15 protein-coding genes, 1 pseudogene and 1 riboswitch are annotated in these 17,965 nt (G+C 48.4%); all 16 genes and pseudogenes read left to right on the top strand.

The features are described 5' to 3' along the window. Positions 1-5: 5 nt before the first annotated feature. The 16 genes and pseudogenes from LC065_RS17090 to LC065_RS17015 all read left to right on the top strand — a co-directional run bounded on the left by LC065_RS17090 (position 6) and on the right by LC065_RS17015 (position 17,919). A pseudogene (locus LC065_RS17090) lies at positions 6-912 on the top strand (SDR family oxidoreductase). After that, complete coding sequence (locus LC065_RS17085) at positions 866-1,606, top strand: alpha/beta hydrolase (RefSeq protein WP_226588780.1); 741 nt, start codon at positions 866-868, stop codon at positions 1,604-1,606. Before LC065_RS17090 ends, LC065_RS17085 begins: the two are co-directional and overlap by 47 nt. 81 nt (positions 1,607-1,687) lie before the next feature. Then, positions 1,688-1,787, top strand: a riboswitch (TPP riboswitch). An 88-nt stretch (positions 1,788-1,875) separates the two neighbouring features. Further along, complete coding sequence (gene thiT / locus LC065_RS17080; protein WP_306163586.1) at positions 1,876-2,442, top strand: energy-coupled thiamine transporter ThiT; 567 nt, start codon at positions 1,876-1,878, stop codon at positions 2,440-2,442. A 701-nt stretch (positions 2,443-3,143) separates the two neighbouring features. Next, entirely contained in the window at positions 3,144-4,592 is a 1,449-nt protein-coding gene (locus LC065_RS17075; protein ID WP_306163585.1) for a phospholipase D family protein, read from the top strand. Positions 4,593-4,993: 401 nt separating this feature from the next. Beyond that, positions 4,994-5,854 carry a DUF1028 domain-containing protein gene (locus tag LC065_RS17070; protein WP_226588789.1) on the top strand — a complete coding sequence of 287 codons (861 nt, stop codon included), beginning with the start codon at positions 4,994-4,996 and terminating at the stop codon, positions 5,852-5,854. Between the two features lie 287 nt (positions 5,855-6,141). Next, positions 6,142-7,725 carry an L-lactate permease gene (locus tag LC065_RS17065; protein WP_226588791.1) on the top strand — a complete coding sequence of 528 codons (1,584 nt, stop codon included), beginning with the start codon at positions 6,142-6,144 and terminating at the stop codon, positions 7,723-7,725. Positions 7,726-7,803: 78 nt separating this feature from the next. Next, on the top strand, positions 7,804-8,508 hold the full coding sequence (locus LC065_RS17060) for a FadR/GntR family transcriptional regulator (RefSeq protein WP_226588793.1): 705 nt from the start codon (positions 7,804-7,806) through the stop codon (positions 8,506-8,508). Between the two features lie 77 nt (positions 8,509-8,585). Beyond that, a complete protein-coding gene (locus LC065_RS17055; RefSeq protein ID WP_226588796.1) occupies positions 8,586-9,302 on the top strand; it encodes a (Fe-S)-binding protein in 717 nt (238 codons plus the stop codon). Positions 9,303-9,317: 15 nt separating this feature from the next. Continuing rightward, positions 9,318-10,745, top strand: a complete 1,428-nt coding sequence (locus LC065_RS17050; RefSeq protein WP_306163584.1) for a LutB/LldF family L-lactate oxidation iron-sulfur protein — start codon at positions 9,318-9,320, stop codon at positions 10,743-10,745. Beyond that, positions 10,742-11,446, top strand: coding sequence for a LutC/YkgG family protein (locus LC065_RS17045; protein ID WP_226588801.1), 705 nt, complete (start codon positions 10,742-10,744; stop codon positions 11,444-11,446). The genes LC065_RS17050 and LC065_RS17045 overlap by 4 nt, the downstream gene beginning before the upstream one ends. Positions 11,447-11,587: 141 nt before the next feature. Continuing rightward, entirely contained in the window at positions 11,588-12,178 is a 591-nt protein-coding gene (locus LC065_RS17040) for a DUF2087 domain-containing protein (protein ID WP_160914558.1), read from the top strand. A 60-nt stretch (positions 12,179-12,238) separates the two neighbouring features. Further along, on the top strand, positions 12,239-13,024 hold the full coding sequence (locus LC065_RS17035) for an MFS transporter (protein WP_306163583.1): 786 nt from the start codon (positions 12,239-12,241) through the stop codon (positions 13,022-13,024). After that, the gene (locus tag LC065_RS17030; protein WP_306163582.1) at positions 12,984-13,397 is read left to right on the top strand and encodes a hypothetical protein; all 414 of its coding nucleotides are present in this window, start codon (positions 12,984-12,986) and stop codon (positions 13,395-13,397) included. The genes LC065_RS17035 and LC065_RS17030 overlap by 41 nt, the downstream gene beginning before the upstream one ends. Positions 13,398-13,722: 325 nt before the next feature. Continuing rightward, positions 13,723-14,526, top strand: a complete 804-nt coding sequence (gene fdhD / locus LC065_RS17025) for a formate dehydrogenase accessory sulfurtransferase FdhD (RefSeq protein ID WP_226588805.1) — start codon at positions 13,723-13,725, stop codon at positions 14,524-14,526. Next, complete coding sequence (gene fdhF, locus LC065_RS17020; protein WP_226588807.1) at positions 14,519-17,455, top strand: formate dehydrogenase subunit alpha; 2,937 nt, start codon at positions 14,519-14,521, stop codon at positions 17,453-17,455. The genes fdhD and fdhF overlap by 8 nt, the downstream gene beginning before the upstream one ends. Then, positions 17,455-17,919 (top strand): helical membrane plugin domain-containing protein, encoded by a 465-nt coding sequence (locus LC065_RS17015; RefSeq protein ID WP_226588808.1) that lies wholly within the window; start codon positions 17,455-17,457, stop codon positions 17,917-17,919. The genes fdhF and LC065_RS17015 overlap by 1 nt, the downstream gene beginning before the upstream one ends. Positions 17,920-17,965 lie beyond the last annotated feature (46 nt).

Raw genomic sequence — 17,965 nt, 5'->3', positions numbered from 1 at the left:
GTCAGATTATGAAACAAACCGTACTCATTACAGGCGCATCCAGTGGATTCGGTTTCCATACAGCAGTGAAATGTGCCGAAAAAGGATTTCGTGTCATCGCCACGATGAGAAATGTACAAAAGGCAGCCGCCTACCAAACACTTGATGAGGAAGTACGCAACCGCATCGAAGTGTGGCCTTTGGATGTGACAGATGAAAAGTCCATCGCGCGTTTTTCAAAGAAAGTGAATACGCTGGAACGCCTGGATGTCCTCGTGAATAACGCGGGCTATGCGGTCGGTGGATTTCTTGAACAGGTGCCGCTTGAAACATACCGTAAGCAGTTTGATACGAATGTCTTTGGAGTGATTGCCGTTACGAAAGCGGTTCTGCCACTGATGCGTGCCCAGGGAAGTGGGAAGATTTTAAATGTCAGCAGTGTGAGCGGATTGATCGGTTTTCCAGGGCTTATCAGCTTATGTTTCATCCAAACACGCATTGGAGGGATTATCGGAAAGTCTCCGTTTCGAAGTGAAACCGTTCGGGATTGATGTCGCGCTGATCGAGCCAGGCTCTTATCAGACAAATATTTGGTCGACAGGACTTGAAATGCCGGAAGAAGTCCAGGACCCTGAATCTCCTTACGCCGATTACATAAAAGGGTTGTGGAATGCTTTGAACAGTGAATCACACGGCAACCCTCAGGACGTTTCTGATCTGATGACCGGACTGATGGAAAAAGAAACGCTCGTGAAACTCCGCTATCCCATCGGTGCCGGAGTGCGGGCGAATGTGTGGTTCAAACGTTTACTGCCGTGGAAGTGGCTGGAAAAAACGGTGTTACAAAAAATTCTAGGAAAAGAGAAAGCCAAAGGAGTGGGGTTGAATGGAAAAAGTGATACATGGAGCGGAGGAGATGCGCTTCGAGGGTAATGAAGTCGGCATTCTCGTCTCTCACGGGTTTACCGGGACAACACAGAGCATGAAGCCATTAGTCGAAGCGTATGCAAGGTCAGGTTATACCGTCTGCTGTCCGCGGTTGAAAGGGCACGGAACGACCCCAGAGGACATGGAATCGACCTCTCATATGGACTGGGTGCAATCCGTAGAAGAAGCTTACACCTGGTTGAAAGAAAGGTGTTCGAAAATATTTGTCGTCGGGTTATCGATGGGGGGAACCCTTGCGTTGTATATGGCGAGTGAACACCGGGATATTGAAGGCGTCATTCCGATCAATGCAGCTATCGATATACCAGCACTTGAAAATAGTCAGGGAATGGACGAACGATTTATAGATGCGATCGGTTCCGATATCAAGGATCCGGAAACCGTTGAACTGGCGTATGACCGCACGCCGGTGAAATCGATCGGGGAGCTCGTCACGTTGATGGGTAAAGTGAAGGACAGGCTTGACGAAATCCACTGCCCGATCATGATTTTCGTATCGGATGAGGATCACGTCGTTCCACCTCACAATTCAGAAGTCATATTCGAATCGGTGTTTTCTGAACATAAAGAGATCATCCATCTGGAAAACAGTTACCATGTGGCCACACTTGATTATGATAAGGATATGATCATCGAGCGCACGCTGGAATTTTTCCAAATGTACACGAACACGAAATGATTGCCCGGGAAATAGAAAAGGTTTTGTAATCTAGTAAAAAGTTTATTATAATAGAGACAAATCAAGAAAAGTAAACGGTATAAAGCCTTCAAGGGGAGCCTCCGGCTGAGAGTGAACATTTCGTTCTGACCCTTCGAACCTGTCAGTTAGCACTGGCGTAGGGATGGCGGCTTTTTTGATGGTGCAATGCAAAATTGGGACTCCTCCATCAGGAAGCTTCCCTATTTGGCGTTGCTTTTTTTGTGTCTTTTTTTAGGAGGAATGTTGAAATGAGAAATCGTCGCGTTTTATTTCTCGTAGATGTTGCGATCTTTTCAGCACTCGCATTATTGTTGGATATCATCCCGTTTTTATCTTTTAAACTGTGGGCGCAGGGAGGATCAGTTTCGTTTTCGATGGTCCCTGTGTTTATCATGGCCTTTCGCTGGGGCTTGAAAGGGGGCGTCACCACCGGCCTGCTACTAGGAATCTATCAAATCATGACTGGCGCCTATATTATGACCCCTCTCCAGGCGTTTCTGGACTATGTCGTTGCCTTTGCTGTAATTGGAGGGGCTGGTTTAGTGGCGAAGCCGCTATGGAATGCGATCAAAGCGAAAGAGTCCCGTCGATTGGTCGGATGGATCATTGTCGGCTGCCTGATCGGAAGTGTGCTGCGCTTTTTTGGACACTTTTTTGCAGGCATCGTTTTTTACGGCGAGTTCGCCCCGGAAGGTCAGCCGGTCTGGTTGTATTCCCTCGTCTATAATGGTGGATACATGCTGCCCGCGTTCATCTTAAGCAGTATCGTCGTCAGTCTCCTATTCGTAAAACGACCAAAACTATTAAGCCATTAACAAAAAACCCCCCTCTCAATGCTCCGACATCGAGAGGGGGTTTTTTAATTAAAATTCATAAACTCTACCGATTGTGGAAGACTCAGCTTCGAGATAACCGGGGCTCGTTTGCCGTATAGGAATTCGGGGGTGGTTGGGAAGCAACTCGCTTTCCTGTGGGGGAGTGGCGAGCTTCCTCGGGCTAACGCCCTGCGGGATCTCGCCGATCTCCTTTCTCCCACGGGAGTCTCGCAGCTTCCCAACCACCCCATTCGATGTAAGTGAGAAACGAACCCCTTTACCAAGTTGGATTTTTTCCACTATCCCACTGTTGGAAGCATAAAGAGCTCGGTATCAAGCTCTCAGAATTCAAACACTTAGGCAGGGGGGGTATATTCATACCCTCACCAAACGGAATGACTGCTTATTCGAGAAGTGGTTTCGAGACACTCATTAGGTAAAGGGGCGGAGGGAAACGGTGAGACTCCTATGGGGTGTGCGGGACAGGTGAGACCCCGGAAGGCGTAGCCTGAGGAGGCTCACCGCCCGCCCCATGGAAAGCGAACTGTTTCCCGGAGGGCCTATCCACCTTCAAACATCTCGAAACTGAGTCTTCAAGAATCTCAATACACTGCACGAATTTATTTTTTTCTCCGATCAAGGTTTGAAACGGGCCATTATAGTGAAAATAAAATAAGCACTCAAGTTGAGGAGGCTACATAATGAACCGTTTAAAACGGATTGGAAAAAGCAAGTGGTTTTGGATCATCGTCATCATTATCGCTATTTTAAGTGTCATGATTGCTTATCATACTTCATGGAAAGCTCTGCCTGAGGGGATTTCTTATGAAGGAGAAACGCACCAGATGGAAAACATCGAGTTTTTCCGTGATTTAACATACGAAAATGAAGCAGGCAAGACAGTACATGACCTACAGGTTTTTGAAGAGATCAACCAGACGATCTCGGAAGCTGAGGACTTTATTGTAGCGGATATGTTTTTATTCAATGGCTACACGAACGGAAAAAACGAGTTCCCGAAGATATCCGAAAATTTAGTGGACGCCATTCTAAAAAGAAAAGAGGAAGTTCCTGATTTGAAGGTCGTTTTCATAACGGACCGGATCAATACGGTTTATGGATCGTATGAGTCGGAGACAATCAAACGCCTCGAGGATGGCGGGGTCGATGTAGTTTTGACCAATTTGAATAAGTTGAGAGATTCGAATCCTTTATACTCGAGCGTTTGGCGGCTTTTGTTTTCATGGATGGGTACTGGAGACAACGGATGGATCAGTAACCCTATGGCCAAAGAAGCTCCAGATGTAACGCTCAGGTCCTATATGAAATTGTTGAACATCAAAGCGAATCATAGGAAAATTCTCGTCACAGAGAAAAATGCGATTGTCTCGACAGCGAATCCCCACGATGCCAGTGGTTATCATGAAAACGTCGCCTTCAAGATGACGGGGCCGATCATCAAAGATATTTTAGAAGCTGAAGAAGCGGTGGTTAACTATTCAGGTGAGGCTGATTTTCCTGATTATGAAAATCGTGATTGGGAGGAGCAGGAAGGGCCGATCACTACACAGTTTGTCACAGAAGGAAAGATCTACAGATCGATTCTTGAAGAATTCTCCAAAGCTGGTAAGGGGGACACCGTCTGGCTTGGTATGTATTACTTAGCCGATAAAAAAATCATGAATTCCATCGATGAAGCAGCCAACCGTGGAGCTACGGTGAACATTGTGATGGATCCAAACAAAAAGGCGTTTGGTCATGAAAAAACCGGCATTCCCAATTTACCTGTGGCTGCCGAGTTACAGAATTTAGGTAACGAAAATATTCATTTGCGGTGGTATGATGTCAATATTGAGCAGTACCATACGAAGATGCTGTATATCGACCATCCTGAGGAAGATGTCATCATCGCCGGGTCGGCGAACTATACGCGTCGTAACCTTTCCAACTTAAACCTGGAAGCCGATGTTGTCATCAAAGGGAATGGGGAAGAGCAAGTGTTCCATGATGTCAATGATTACTTCACCCGAATATGGAGCAACGAAGAGGGACATTATACGGCAGATTATAAAGAATACCAGGACAATTTAACATTCATCCGTTATGCCACCTACTACTTGCAGAAGTGGACATGGTTTACCACATACTAATAAAAAGGGAGCGCACATACCGTGCGCTCCTTCTTTTTATCATAAGGTTTCTGCTTTGGACGGGTTCCTTACAATCAAAAGAACTTTCCCTTCATCCAAGTCTTCTTCGTATTCTTCTGCTTACTGTTTAGAAAGGCCAATCGTATTGGCGTTGACGTTTTTGGCGATGCGGTCGGTATTATAGCTGCTACGGTATGAAATGTACCCGGTTAGATGTGGATGAAACGTGTGAATGGGCAGAGGTTGCTTCAGCAAAAAGTAAATCTATCCATTAAAAATTCATAGAACAACTAAACTTGAGAGAGAGATCTATGAAGCTTCTGATTGGTCAAACGCAAGCCGGAAAGTTGCAGGAATTTGTCCAACCATCTCGAATTACATACAAGATTGGAGGGAACAAAATGAATGCAAAGATTATCGCTACGTTTTCTATTTGTGCACACGATCCTGAAACAGGGGAGTGGGGCGTTGCTGTGCAGTCGAAGTTTTTAGGTGTGGGGTCGATTGTCCCATGGGCAAAAGCAGGTGTAGGGGCTGTCGCTACGCAGGCCTTTGGCAACCCGCAGTACGGACCGGATGGACTGAAGCTGCTTGAACTAGGGCTTTCAGCTGAAGAAGTGATCGATCGGTTAACTTCCGACGATCCTCAAAAGGAAGACCGCCAAGTCGGAATCGTCGACGCGAAAGGAAACGGGGCTACATTTACAGGGAAAGAGTGCTACGAGTGGGCTGGCGGCAAAGTCGGCAAACATTATGTGGCTCAAGGGAACATCCTTGTGAATGAAGCGACCGTCACCGATATGGGCGAAGCTTTTGAACAGGCGGAAGGTTCTCTTGCGGACCGTTTGATGACTGCAATCAAAGCGGCTCAGCGTGCGGGGGGAGACAGTCGTGGGAAGCAATCGGCAGCCATCCTCGTCGTTAAAGATAAAGCAGGATATGGGGAGCTCAGTGACGTCGCTGTTGATCTCCGTGTGGATGATCATCCGGAACCGATTGAAGAGCTTGACCGTATCTATAAGCTTCATCAACTCTATTTTGGGGCGTCAAAGCCTGAGGAAGTGGTGGAAGTGGAAGGGAATATAAAGAAGGAGGTCGAGCATCACCTCCGTCGTCTCGGTTACCTCACTGCAGAGAACGTAACTCCTGATGAGTTTTACCATACATTTACGACATACTTGCACACGGAAAATTTCGAAAGCCGTGAGCAGGAGCGTGGAAAAATCGACTTGAAAGTCCTGGAGTACATGAAAAATCAATAATTGTGATAAGCCGTACATAAGATGTGCGGCTTTTTGATTATACATTCTTATGAAGGGGAAGAAGAAACGCCGATTCTTTCAGAAGGAAACCGGATGGAGTCACCTTTCTCTAAAAAGGATTAGACTAGGGCTTTAAATGCTCTTGGTCTTTCTCGATGAAATCTATAAAAGCGATTGCAAAAACGACCTTCCCGGTATAAAATATAATTAAAGCAGGTCATCTGATGACCTTACTTTTATCCAAGTTTTGAAAGCGTTGACATTAAGTGTGATGGGGGAGGATTTATATGATTTTATTCGTGGCATTAAGTGCGATACTCGCTCCTTTTATCTTTTTGGTCCTTTTACGGATGCCGGCAAAAAAAGGGATGTTGTATAGCGCGTTGATTGTGATCGGCCTTGCATACCTTGTCTGGGGTGTGGGGGGAAGGGTGATCGCTGCCTCTATCCTTGAGGGGGCACATAAGACGTTGACCATCCTGTTCATCTTATTCGGTGCGATTGTCCTTTTGAACACGCTGCGAAGGACCGGAGCTGTGGACCGGATCAATCAGGGATTCCGGAGCATTTCCAAAGACATGAGAGTCCAGATTGTCATCGTGGCCTTCTTGTTCGGTGCCTTGATCGAAGGGGCCGCAGGGTTTGGGACACCGGCTGCTGTAACAGGGCCGTTGATGGTGGCTTTAGGATTTTCCCCGCTGGCTGCCGCAGCCATTGCGCTTATAGCGGATAGTTCAGCGGTCTCTTATGGAGCTGTCGGAACACCGATTCAAGTCGGGTTGAGTAATATTCCGGGGGCGGATCTTTCTTTTTACAAAGATATCGGAGTCCATATCGCTTTTTTTGATCTGTTTGCAGGAAGCTTCATTCCTCTTATTCTTGTGGTCATCCTAACCGTCTTTTTTGGCAGACAGCGTAAGCTCAAGGATATGACGCAAATGATTCCCTGGACCCTCTTAATCGGTTTCACCTATACGTTGTCCGCTTATCTTTATGCCAGTTTGTTCGGTCATGAGTTCGTTGCCATTTTAGCTTCTTTGACCGGCCTGCTCGTCGCCACCTTGACGGCCAAGAAAGGTTTTCTGCTTCCTGATGAACCATGGCAGGAAGCCCTTCAAGAGGAAAAAGGAGCCGATGAACCTGTCTCTATGAGCTTGTGGGCGGCCTGGGCACCTTATGTGATCATTGTCCTGCTCCTGCTTGTGACAAGGATCGTTCCAGCGGTCAAAACATTCGCTTTGACCTGGGTTGATCTTTCCTGGGCGGATATTTTAGGTGTAGAAGGCATTACATCCTCCTGGCAAGTGCTTTATTCTCCAGGATCTGTACTCGTCTTTGCTGCCCTTATGGCGGTCGTTGTGCAAAGGAAATCCTTTGACCGCTTTACAAAGGCGGCGAAAGAATCTGTTCTTTCCATGAAGGATGCGGCTTTAGCTTTAGTTGCGACACTCGCTCTTGTCCAAGTGTTTACGAATTCAGGGATGAACGCGCAGGACCTTGTGAGCATGCCTCAGTACATTGCCCAGACTCTTGCCGGGGGATTCGGTTCCATGTGGGTCATGGTGGCGCCATTTCTTGGGCAGCTCGGAGCGTTCATTACCGGAAGTGCTACGGTATCCACTCTGACGTTTTCACCCGTTCAGTACAGCATTGCCGAGGAAACAGCCCTAGCCAAAGATACGGTGTTGTCCTTGCAGGTCCTTGGTTCAGCGGCAGGCAATATGATTTGTGTGCATAATGTTGTAGCCGCTGGTGCGGTCGTAGGACTCGCAGGCAAAGAAGGGGATATCATAAGAAAAACGATTGGCCCTGCTTTGCTGTATGGACTGCTTGTTGGAACGGCTGCTCTCATTTATCTCTTCTTTACTTAAAACCGCTTTCTCTTTTAAAGGGTATGGTTTTCGATTAGAATAGAAGCAAGAGGCAAGCGAAACTTTGGAGGAAACAGCATGAATTATAAACCGATCCGAACGAAAAAAATATACGAACAAGTCGCCGATTCTCTTTTGGATTCATTGAAAAAAGGGGAATTGAAGCCAGGAGACAAACTGGACAGTGTCGAGAGTCTGGCCGGCAGTTTCAGTGTGGGAAGGTCGGCGATCCGTGAGGCTTTAAGCGCACTGAGAGCCATGGGTATTCTTGAAATGCGCCAGGGAGAAGGGACGTATGTGAAGGCCTTCGATCCTTCCCGGTTTTCTTTACCCGTATCCGTCGCCTTTTTGATGAAAAAAGAGGATATGAAAGATTTGATGGAAGTAAGGCATATCCTGGAGGTTGGCGCAGCTGGGACAGCATCCAGGACGAGGCATGAGGATGACCTCAGAGCGATGGAGCAGGCCCTGGCGGATATGGAAAAAGCGAAAGGAAATGGCGAGCTCGGTGAAAAGGCGGACCTCGAATTCCATATCGCACTTGTTCAGGCAACGCAGAATCAGATTTTGATCAATCTGATGAACAGCGTTTCTGAAATTATGGTGCAGGCCATGAGGGAAACCCGCAAACTTTTGCATACGCCTGAAGGAACGAGCCGCTTGCTTGAGCAGCATAAACAAATTTTCGATGCCGTCAAAGCTCAGGATGAAGCGTTGGCCCAAGAGGCGATGGTCCATCACTTGCAGAGTGTGGAAGAACATTTAGCTGAATATTTATCATGAAAAGGATTCTGTTGTCAGTATCCTTTCTTAAAAGTTAAGTCATCTGATGACCTTATGTGTAAAGGGAGGACATAACCGTGAAAGTATCATTATTTATCACCTGTCTTTGCGATACGTTCACACCAGACGTGGGGAAAGATACCGTCCAACTGCTGGAACGTTTCGGATGTCAGGTGGATTTTCCAGAGAACCAGACCTGTTGCGGTCAACCGGCATTCAACAGTGGGTACAAGCAAGAGTCGATCAAAGCGATGAAGCAGATGATTACAGCCTTTGAAGCATCCGACTACGTGGTCGGTCCTTCCGGTTCCTGTGTACAGATGATTAAGGAGTATCCGCATGTGTTGAAGGATGAACTTGAGTGGAGCGAACGTGCCCGGGCGGTCGCGGACAAAACCTATGAACTGACGCAGTTTTTAGTTGAAGTTTTACAAATAGAAGATGTGAAGTCGACGTTCCAAGGGACCGCGACGTATCATCCGTCCTGTCATATGACACGTCTCTTAGGTGTGAAGGATGCGCCGAGAATTTTACTGGAAAATGTGGAAGGATTGAATTTGATCGAGCTTCCGATGAAAGAAGACTGCTGCGGGTTCGGAGGGACGTTCGCGGTTAAAAATGCCGCCGTGTCCGGGCAGATGGTGGAAGAAAAAGCCCAGCATATCGATGAGACCGGGGCAGAATATCTCATCGGGGGCGATATGGGCTGCCTGATGAATATGGGTGGATGCATGCGCCGGAATAAACAGGACGTGCAAGTGCTGCATATCGCCCAAGTGTTGAACAGTCAATAAGAAAGGAGAGAGCACATGGGAATTAAAATCGGGGATAAGCCTTATGCCGAGCGGATCCAGGCAGGGATTGACAATAGCTTCATGAGACAGGCCGTATCGTCCGCTCAGGGCCGCTTCCGAAGTGGACGTCTGAAAGCAGCGGAAGAACTCGGCGATTGGGAAGACTGGCGGACGCTTGGCGAAGAGATTCGTCATCACACGATGGAAAACCTGGACTACTACTTGCACCAACTCAGCGAGCAGGTGGAAAAACGGGGCGGAACGGTGTTTTTTGCAGAAACCGCTGAGGAAGCGAATGCTTACGTCCAGGAAGTCGCGAAAAAGAAGCAGGCACGCAAAGTGGTGAAATCAAAGTCGATGGTCACAGAAGAGATCGGCTTGAATGAAGCGTTGCAACAAAGTGGCTGTGAAGTGGTGGAATCAGACTTAGGCGAATGGATCTTACAGCTCGATGAAGATCCACCGTCCCACATCGTCACCCCGGCCCTTCACAAAAATAAAGAGCAGATCCGCGAAACGTTTGCGAACAAAAAAGGGTACACGAAAACCGACCAGCCCAAGGAACTGGCTGCCTTTGCCCGCGAACAGCTGCGAAAAGATTTCCCGGAAGCAGACCTTGGTGTAACAGGCTGCAATTTCGCTGTTGCGGAATCCGGTGCGGTCACGCTTGTGACGAATGAAGGAAATGCGCGCATGGTCACTTCCCTTCCTGATACCCACATCGCCGTCATGGGCATGGAGCGCGTCGTCCCAACGTGGGAGGAGCTTGAAGTCGTCGTCAGCTTACTTACGAGAGCAGCCGTTGGTCAAAAACTGACGAGCTACATTACGGCACTCACAGGTACTCGTTTAGAAGACGAAACGGACGGGCCGGAAGATTTCCACCTCGTCATTGTTGATAACGGCCGTTCGAAAATTCTGGGGACGGAATTCCAGTCTGCGCTGCATTGCATTCGTTGTGCGGCCTGTATCAACGCCTGTCCGGTTTACCGTCATGTAGGAGGTCACTCTTACGGGTCGATTTATCCAGGTCCGATCGGTGCGGTTTTGACGCCGCTCCTTGACGGGTACGAAGACCATAAAGACCTGCCTTATGCGTCCACGTTGTGCGCCGCCTGCACAGAGGCGTGTCCTGTGAAAATTCCACTCCATGAACATTTGATCCGCCACCGTGAGATCATCGTCGAGCGGGAACACATGGGGGCTAAGTCAGAAGAATGGATGATGAAAGGATTCGCCAAATGGGCCTCCACGCCTGCTGCTTACAAATTAAGTACGAAAATGGCGAGGACGGCGATGAAGCCATGGACGAAAGACGAGCAGATCGAAAAGGGTCCGGGTCCGTTGAAAGGATGGACAGAGAGTAGAGACTTTCCTGCTCCCGCCAAGAAGAACTTCTGGGAATGGTACAAACAACGAGAAAAAAGGAGGGGAGAAGCATGACTGTTCATAACCGAACATCGTTTCTGGACCGTGTTGCCGATAATCTTGGGAGAGAGCGGCGGACAGATGTGAAACCTCCTGTGTATTCTGTCAAACCGCAGGATCGTGTTTTCCAAGGAGCCACCCAGGATGAACTGATCGAAAAGCTGGAAGTCCAATGCCAGGTCATCCATACTTCCTTCGAACGGACAGTGCTGGCCGATTTAGGTGATTCCTTACAGAATGTGCTTGCCTCCTTTGAGGGTTCTAGAAAAGTCATCAGCGCAGGAGGTCCGAGGTTGGATGAGTTCGGTATGCGGGGAATTTATGAAGCGCTTGGGAAAGAAGGCTTCGATCTCCGTGTCTGGAATGACCAAGAGGGAGACGTCACATTCGCTGAACAGGCAGGTGTCGGGATCGTCTTCAGTGATATCACCCTTGCAGAATCCGGAACGGTGACCCTTTTTAACGATACACATAACGGCAGATCCATCAGCCTTCTTCCGGAAACGTTTATCGCCATCATCCCAAAAAGTACGCTCGTACCGAGAATGACGCAAGCGGCGCGTGTCATTCATGAACAGGAGCAGCAAGGGAATCCTGTTTCGTCATGCGTCAGCTTTATTACAGGACCGAGCAACAGTGCGGATATTGAAATGAACTTGATCGTCGGTGTTCATGGGCCTGTGAAAGCGACCTATCTACTGGTCGAAGATTTATAAGCGGCAAAAGCATCTCAGAAATGGGGTGCTTTTTTTATGGGGACAAGGAGTTCTTCTAAATAATCAGAAATCGTCGTTGACACTATCATGTAATTAGACTATTGTTTAATTAGATACATATTTAATTAGTGGGGTGGAAAGATGCAATTAGAAAAAATGGTCGCGTTTCATAAAGCGGTGGGAGATCCGACACGACTGCGGATCATCGCACTTCTCCGGAAGGGGCCGCTGCACGGGCAGGCGATTGCCGGAAAGTTAGGACTGCGTCCGCCGACGATTACCCATCATTTGAAGAAGTTGAAAGATACAGGAGCGGTCTACTCGAGAAGGGATAAAAATACGATTTATTTTTATTTGAATGAACAGAACCTGGAATTCATGACGACCGCAATTTTAAGGATTGGAGATGATGAACGAGTGGTAGCCGAAGAATTGAAAGTGGATGCCAAAGATCAGGCGAAAATTGTTAAAAACTTTGTCACGGTGGAAGGAAAACTGAAACAGATGCCAAGCCAGCTGAAGAAGAAGAACGTGATTCTTTCTTATTTTGTCCAATGGTTTGAGCACGGAAAAACCTATGATGAGAAAGAGGTCAATGAATATATCAAAACGTTCTTCGATGATTTTGCGACCGTCAGACGGGAATGGATCATGCAGCAGTTCATGTACAGGGAAAACAATCAATATGAGCTGAACCCTGTGGAGATGTGGCCGGTCGTCGTCCAAAGGTGACGACATGGCTTCTTTTTTTGAGAATCTAATTAGATGTGTATCTAACTGGTTGTGGGTGGTATGATTCGCCATCACCCGTACCGTTATCTGTTTTATTCAGGGATCGTGAATGGAATTGGTGACCGGTTCAGTCAGGTAGCCGTTTTGACGCTCCTTTTACAACTGACCGGATCAGGGATGGCCGTAGGAGCGGCTCTTGGGTTAAGGGTGGTTCCCTACTTGCTGCTCTCCCCACTCGGGGGAAGGCTTGCCGATCGCTTGAACAAAAAGTGGATGCTCATGCTGACCGACGTGTTCAGGATTCCGTTTGCTCTCAGTTTTTTGCTCGTGGATACGAAAGAGATGGTGTGGCTGGTCTTCACGTCGATGTTCGTCTTAGCTTGCGGAGAGGCGGTTTATCAACCGGTGCGGAAAAGTTTCCTTGCAGCCCTTGTGGAAAAAAAGGATTTGGTGAAGGTGAATGGCTGGGAGCAGCTTCTGCTGGGCGTGGTTTTGATTGCAGGCTCCATTACCGGCGGCGTGGTGGCTTACATCTTCGGAACTTCTTTTGCCTTCTGGCTGAACAGCCTTTCTTTTATCGCCGCGGCGATAGTGATACTTCCTTTGAAGGGGCCCACATCGAATCGTCGTTCTGGAAAAGTAGCAAGTAGAAAACGCGTCCATTGGCAAAGTTGGATGCTGTTTGTTCTTGCGATCCAGCTTGTCGGCGCTGCTATGGATGGGGCGTTCAATGTCTTGATCAGTGTGTATGGGGCCGATACCTTCCGTCTCGGGGAACTGGGCGTCGGTTTCTTATATGGAGCTCTTGGCACAGGACTGGTGGCCAGTTTCTTTTTTTTCCAGTAAGATTAAAACCTATGGCCTGCCTTTATGTCTTGCTCTCCTCATCGTAGAAGGGATGTTCCATCTGCTCGCCAGCCGCATGACTGTTTTTCCTGGGTTATGGATGACGTTTGTATGCATCGCCTTGATCGGTGGGGTATGGGGAGCCCTGCTGGATGCTTTTCTCATGAAACATATGAAAATAGAAGAACAGGGGAGGGTCTTCGGTTGGATCGAATCATGGACCAACGTCCAACTTGGATTCATGATGTTCGCCTCCGGGTGGTTTTTGGATGTTTTCAGTGCCCGTACCCTTGGCTTGTGGGGAGGAGGAATTGGAATCGCAGGAGGTGTCTTGTTGCTAATCTTCTATATTTCTAATGGAAAAGGGAAGTGATGTATCCGGCCGCAGCAAAGAGCGCGAACAGAACGATAAACAGAAGTACAATTGACAAAATGATTCTACGTACTTTTCGTATGAAATGAATGATGGTTTCGAATACATTCATGAACCTCACCACTTTCCGTCAGATTATGTAAAGGTTTATTTCCTATAAATTGTAAATGTAAACACCAGAAAAAAGGGAAACGGCTTTGAAGAGAGAAGAATATGAAATAGAGAACATTCACCGAGACACCTGTCCAACATTCCTAAGGGCAGGTGTTTGTTTTGTCGAAAGAACGGGAATAAGTTAGGGAACGATTGGTAAGGGGGTTAAAAATTGGGGACGAGATCGTGGCAGATTCATAGATTCCGAGAGAGAGAATGGTCTTCTGAAGAAGATGAAGTCGCTATCGAGTATCCACTCACGGTGACCGTCAACGGGGAGGAATTCGCGACGATGGTCTGTACTCCGATGGACAAAGAGGAAATGGTCATTGGATTCCTCGCATCCGAAGGTCTCGTTCGTAATATTAAGGAGATCAAAGAGATGACCATCGATGAAGACCGCGGGTTTGCTTACGTGGAAACGGCGAAAAGTCTTCCACAGATCCAAAGCGGGCAGAAAAGATGGCTCGGCTCGTGCTGTGGGAAAAGCCGGGCGTTTTATTTTCAAAGCGACGCGGCGACGGCTCGGACAGCCATGGATGAGAGTACCTTTGACCCGGACCTTTGCTTCAGACTGATGGAAGAGTTCCAGTCCCAGGCAGGCCTATTCCAACGGACGGGCGGGGTGCACCAGGCAGCCATTGCTACGAAAGATGGGATTCTGAAAGCGTATGCGGACATCGGCCGTCATAACGCGCTGGACAAGTTGTATGGATACTTATTGAAAGAAAACGTAAGCAGAAAAGGGAAGATCATTTTATTTACAGGCAGGATTTCTTCGGAAGTCCTTTTAAAAATATCGAAAATGGGGTTTGGTGTCCTGCTGTCCAAATCGGCACCGACAGACTTGGCCCTTCAGCTTGCGGATGATTTAAACATAACGGCTGTCGGATTTTTACGGGGGGAGCGGATGAATGTGTACACTCATCCGAGGCGTATCGCTGCAGCTAGTGGAGGAGGAGTAACGATTGAATGAACACACAGTAGTGACGATCAATGGAAAAGAATTTCTGGCGGAACCGGGTCAGAATCTGCTTCAACTGATGAACGAGGCGGAAGAACAGGTACCGCAAATCTGCTACAACGAATCACTGGGACCGATCCAGACGTGTGATACGTGTATCGTCCAGGTCGATGGTGAATTGACGCGGGCGTGTGGCACGAGTGTGAAAGCCGGTATGAAAGTCCAAACGAAACTTCCTCATGTACATAAGGCACAGAAGGAGTCGTTGGACCGCATTTTGGAAAAACACGAATTGTACTGCACGGTTTGTGATTACAACAACGGTTCTTGTGAGATTCACAATACGATGGCAGAGTTCGGATTGGAGCACCAGTCCCGTCCGTTTCAGCCGACCAGTTATGAGAAGGACGATTCCGGCTCTTTTTACCGCTACGACCCGGACCAGTGTATCCTCTGCGGCCGCTGTGTGGAGGTCTGTCAGGATGTACAGGTGAATGAGACGCTTACGATCGACTGGGATCGCAAAGAACCCCGTGTCATCTGGGACAATGATGTTCCGATCGATGAATCCTCGTGCGTCAACTGCGGGCAGTGTTCCACCGTTTGTCCTTGTAACGCGATGATGGAAAAAGGGATGGAAGGCGATGCCGGCTTTTTGACGGACACAGAGCCTGGAATCCTGAAGTCGATGATCAATTTGACGAAGAAAGTGGAGACAGGGTACGGTCCGCTTTTCGCTGTATCGGATACAGAAGCGGCGATGCGCGAAGAAGTCATCGAGAAGGAAAAAACGGTCTGCACCTACTGTGGGGTCGGCTGTTCCTTCGATGTATGGACGAAGGGAAGAGAAATCCTCAAAGTCGAACCGAGTGCCGAATCTCCGGCGAACGGCATTTCCACTTGTGTGAAAGGGAAATTCGGCTGGGATTATGTCAATAGTGAAGAGCGTCTACAGAAGCCGCTTATCCGACGTGGCGACCATTTTGAAGAAGTCGAATGGGACGAAGCGATTGCTCACGTCGCGGATCGCATGACTCAGATCAAGGAAGAAAAAGGCGCGGACCACCTCGCGTTCATTTCTTCTTCCAAAGCGACGAACGAAGAATCGTATGTGATGCAGAAATTAGCCCGCCAAGTGATCGGGACGAACAACGTCGACAACTGTTCCCGCTACTGTCAGGCACCGGCAACGAAAGGCTTGTTCCGTACCGTCGGATATGGAGGGGACTCCGGTTCCATCGACGATATCGCCGCAAGTAAACTGGTCTTGACGATCGGCTCGAATACGGCAGAATCCCATCCGGTTCTCGCTTCTAGAATCAAGCGTTCTCAAAAGCTGTTCGGCCAGAAGTTGTTTGTTTTCGATTTGAGAAAGCACGAAATGGCGAAGCGCGCCGACCGCTTTTATCAGCCGAAGACAGGGACGGACCTCGTCTGGCTTTCCGCTGTAGCGAAGTATATTCTTGACCAAGGCTGGGAAGATCAGAGCTTCCTGGATGAGTGGGTCAACGGATTTGATGACTATCGCGAAAGCCTGGAGCCGTTCACGATGGAGTATGCTTCCGAGTTGACCGGAATCCCTGAGCAGGAGTTGAAGGATGTTGCCAAAGAAATCGCCCATTCGGAATCGGTCGTTGTCTGCTGGGCGATGGGTGTCACGCAGCATATGCTCGGAAGTGATACGAGTACAGCGATCAGTAACCTGCTTCTCATTACAGGAAACTACGGCAAGCCGGGCACAGGTGCTTACCCACTCCGCGGCCACAACAACGTCCAAGGGTGCAGTGACTTCGGAAGCATGCCGAACTTCTTCCCTGGGTATGAAGCGACATCAGATGATGAAGTTCGTGCCCGCTATGAAAAAGCGTGGGATGCGACGATTCCGAAAGAACCGGGCATGGATAACCACGAAATGGTCGAGGCGATCCATGATGGTGAGCTTTCCATGATGTATGTCATGGGTGAGGACACAGGGATTGTTGATGCCAACATCAACTATGTGACCGATGCGTTTGAAAAATTAGACCTCTTCATCGTTCAGGACCTTTTCCTAACGAAGACGGCTGAATACGCGGATGTTGTACTCCCTGCATCTCCTAGTCTTGAAAAAGAAGGAACGTTCACGAATACCGAGCGCCGCATCCAGCGTTTGTATCAGAGCTTCGAGCCGCTCGAAGGGACGAAGCCGGACTGGCAGATCATTCAACTGATCGCCAAAGAACTCGGCCGTGACTGGAACTACCAGCATCCATCTGAAATCATGCACGAAGCGGCAGGTCTAGCACCGTTGTTCGCAGGTGTTCATTACGATCGTCTCGAAGGGTACAAGTCCCTACAATGGCCGGTTGCTGAAGATGGATCCGATCAGCCGCTCTTATTCGCGGAAGGTTTTCCTTTTGAAGATAAGAAAGCGAAGCTGTATCCACTGACGTACGAGATGAAGTACGATACGAATGAAGAATACGACCTGCATGTCAATAACGGTCGCCTGCTTGAGCACTTCCACGAAGGGAACATGACGTATAAGTCGGAAGGTATCCGCCGTAAAACGCCGAACGCCTTTATCGAAGTGTCGAAAGAGCTTGCGAAAGAACGCGGCATTGAAGAAGGTGCAGAAGTGAAACTGATCTCAGAATCAGGGGAAGCGACAGGCGTCGTCACTGTCACCGACCGTGTACGCGGAAAGGAAATCTTCCTGCCGCTCAACGACAACGGCAAGTCAGCGATCAACTTCCTGACCGATAACCGGGTCGATAAAGATACGAATACACCGGCGTATAAAGAAATCGCGGTGAAGATGAAAGTGCTGAAGAAGAAAGGCAAGTCACCGATTCCGCACAACAACCACCGCCGCGGAAATCCTGTCCCGCAAAAAGGTGTCAAAGTACAGGAAAAATGGAAGCGTGAAGATTATATATTCCCAGGCAAGGGGGGACGATGATGGCCAAAGCCATTACGAAAATCAAAAGGTATGAAGTATCAAGGGAAGACCAGGTTGAACAGGACGTTCGGGAAGTGAAAGAGGCCGTTGCTGACAACAAAGATTCCATCCTCAAAGGCATCGAATTGTTGAAGGCGCTCGACAACGGAGGTACCCTGGACTCCGTGACCGCTTTTGTAAAAGCCAAGGATGAAGCCCTTGCGAACGTGGTGAAAGAAATCGATAAGGATCAATACGAACCATTGCTGCGCAATCTGCCTGAACTCGTCTTCCTGCTGGGCGAGATCAACGTGACCGGGATCCGTGACTTGAGTTCACGACTGAACCACGGCCTGGAAGCGATGGAAGGGGAAGGGACGACAGACAAGACATCGTTCTTCGACCTTGCCAAAGCGTTGAAAGATCCGGAAATTAACCGCAGCATCACGATGCTCCTCCATTTTTTGAAGGGGATGGGAAGGTAACAGACGTAGAGGGTGAAGCCATAATGGCTTCACCCTCTTTTTATTA

The sequence above is a fragment of the Halobacillus litoralis genome (assembly GCF_020524085.2).
Taxonomy (GTDB): Bacteria; Bacillota; Bacilli; order Bacillales; family Halobacillaceae; genus Halobacillus; species Halobacillus litoralis_E.
This window is presented reverse-complemented; position numbering and strand designations above follow the sequence as displayed.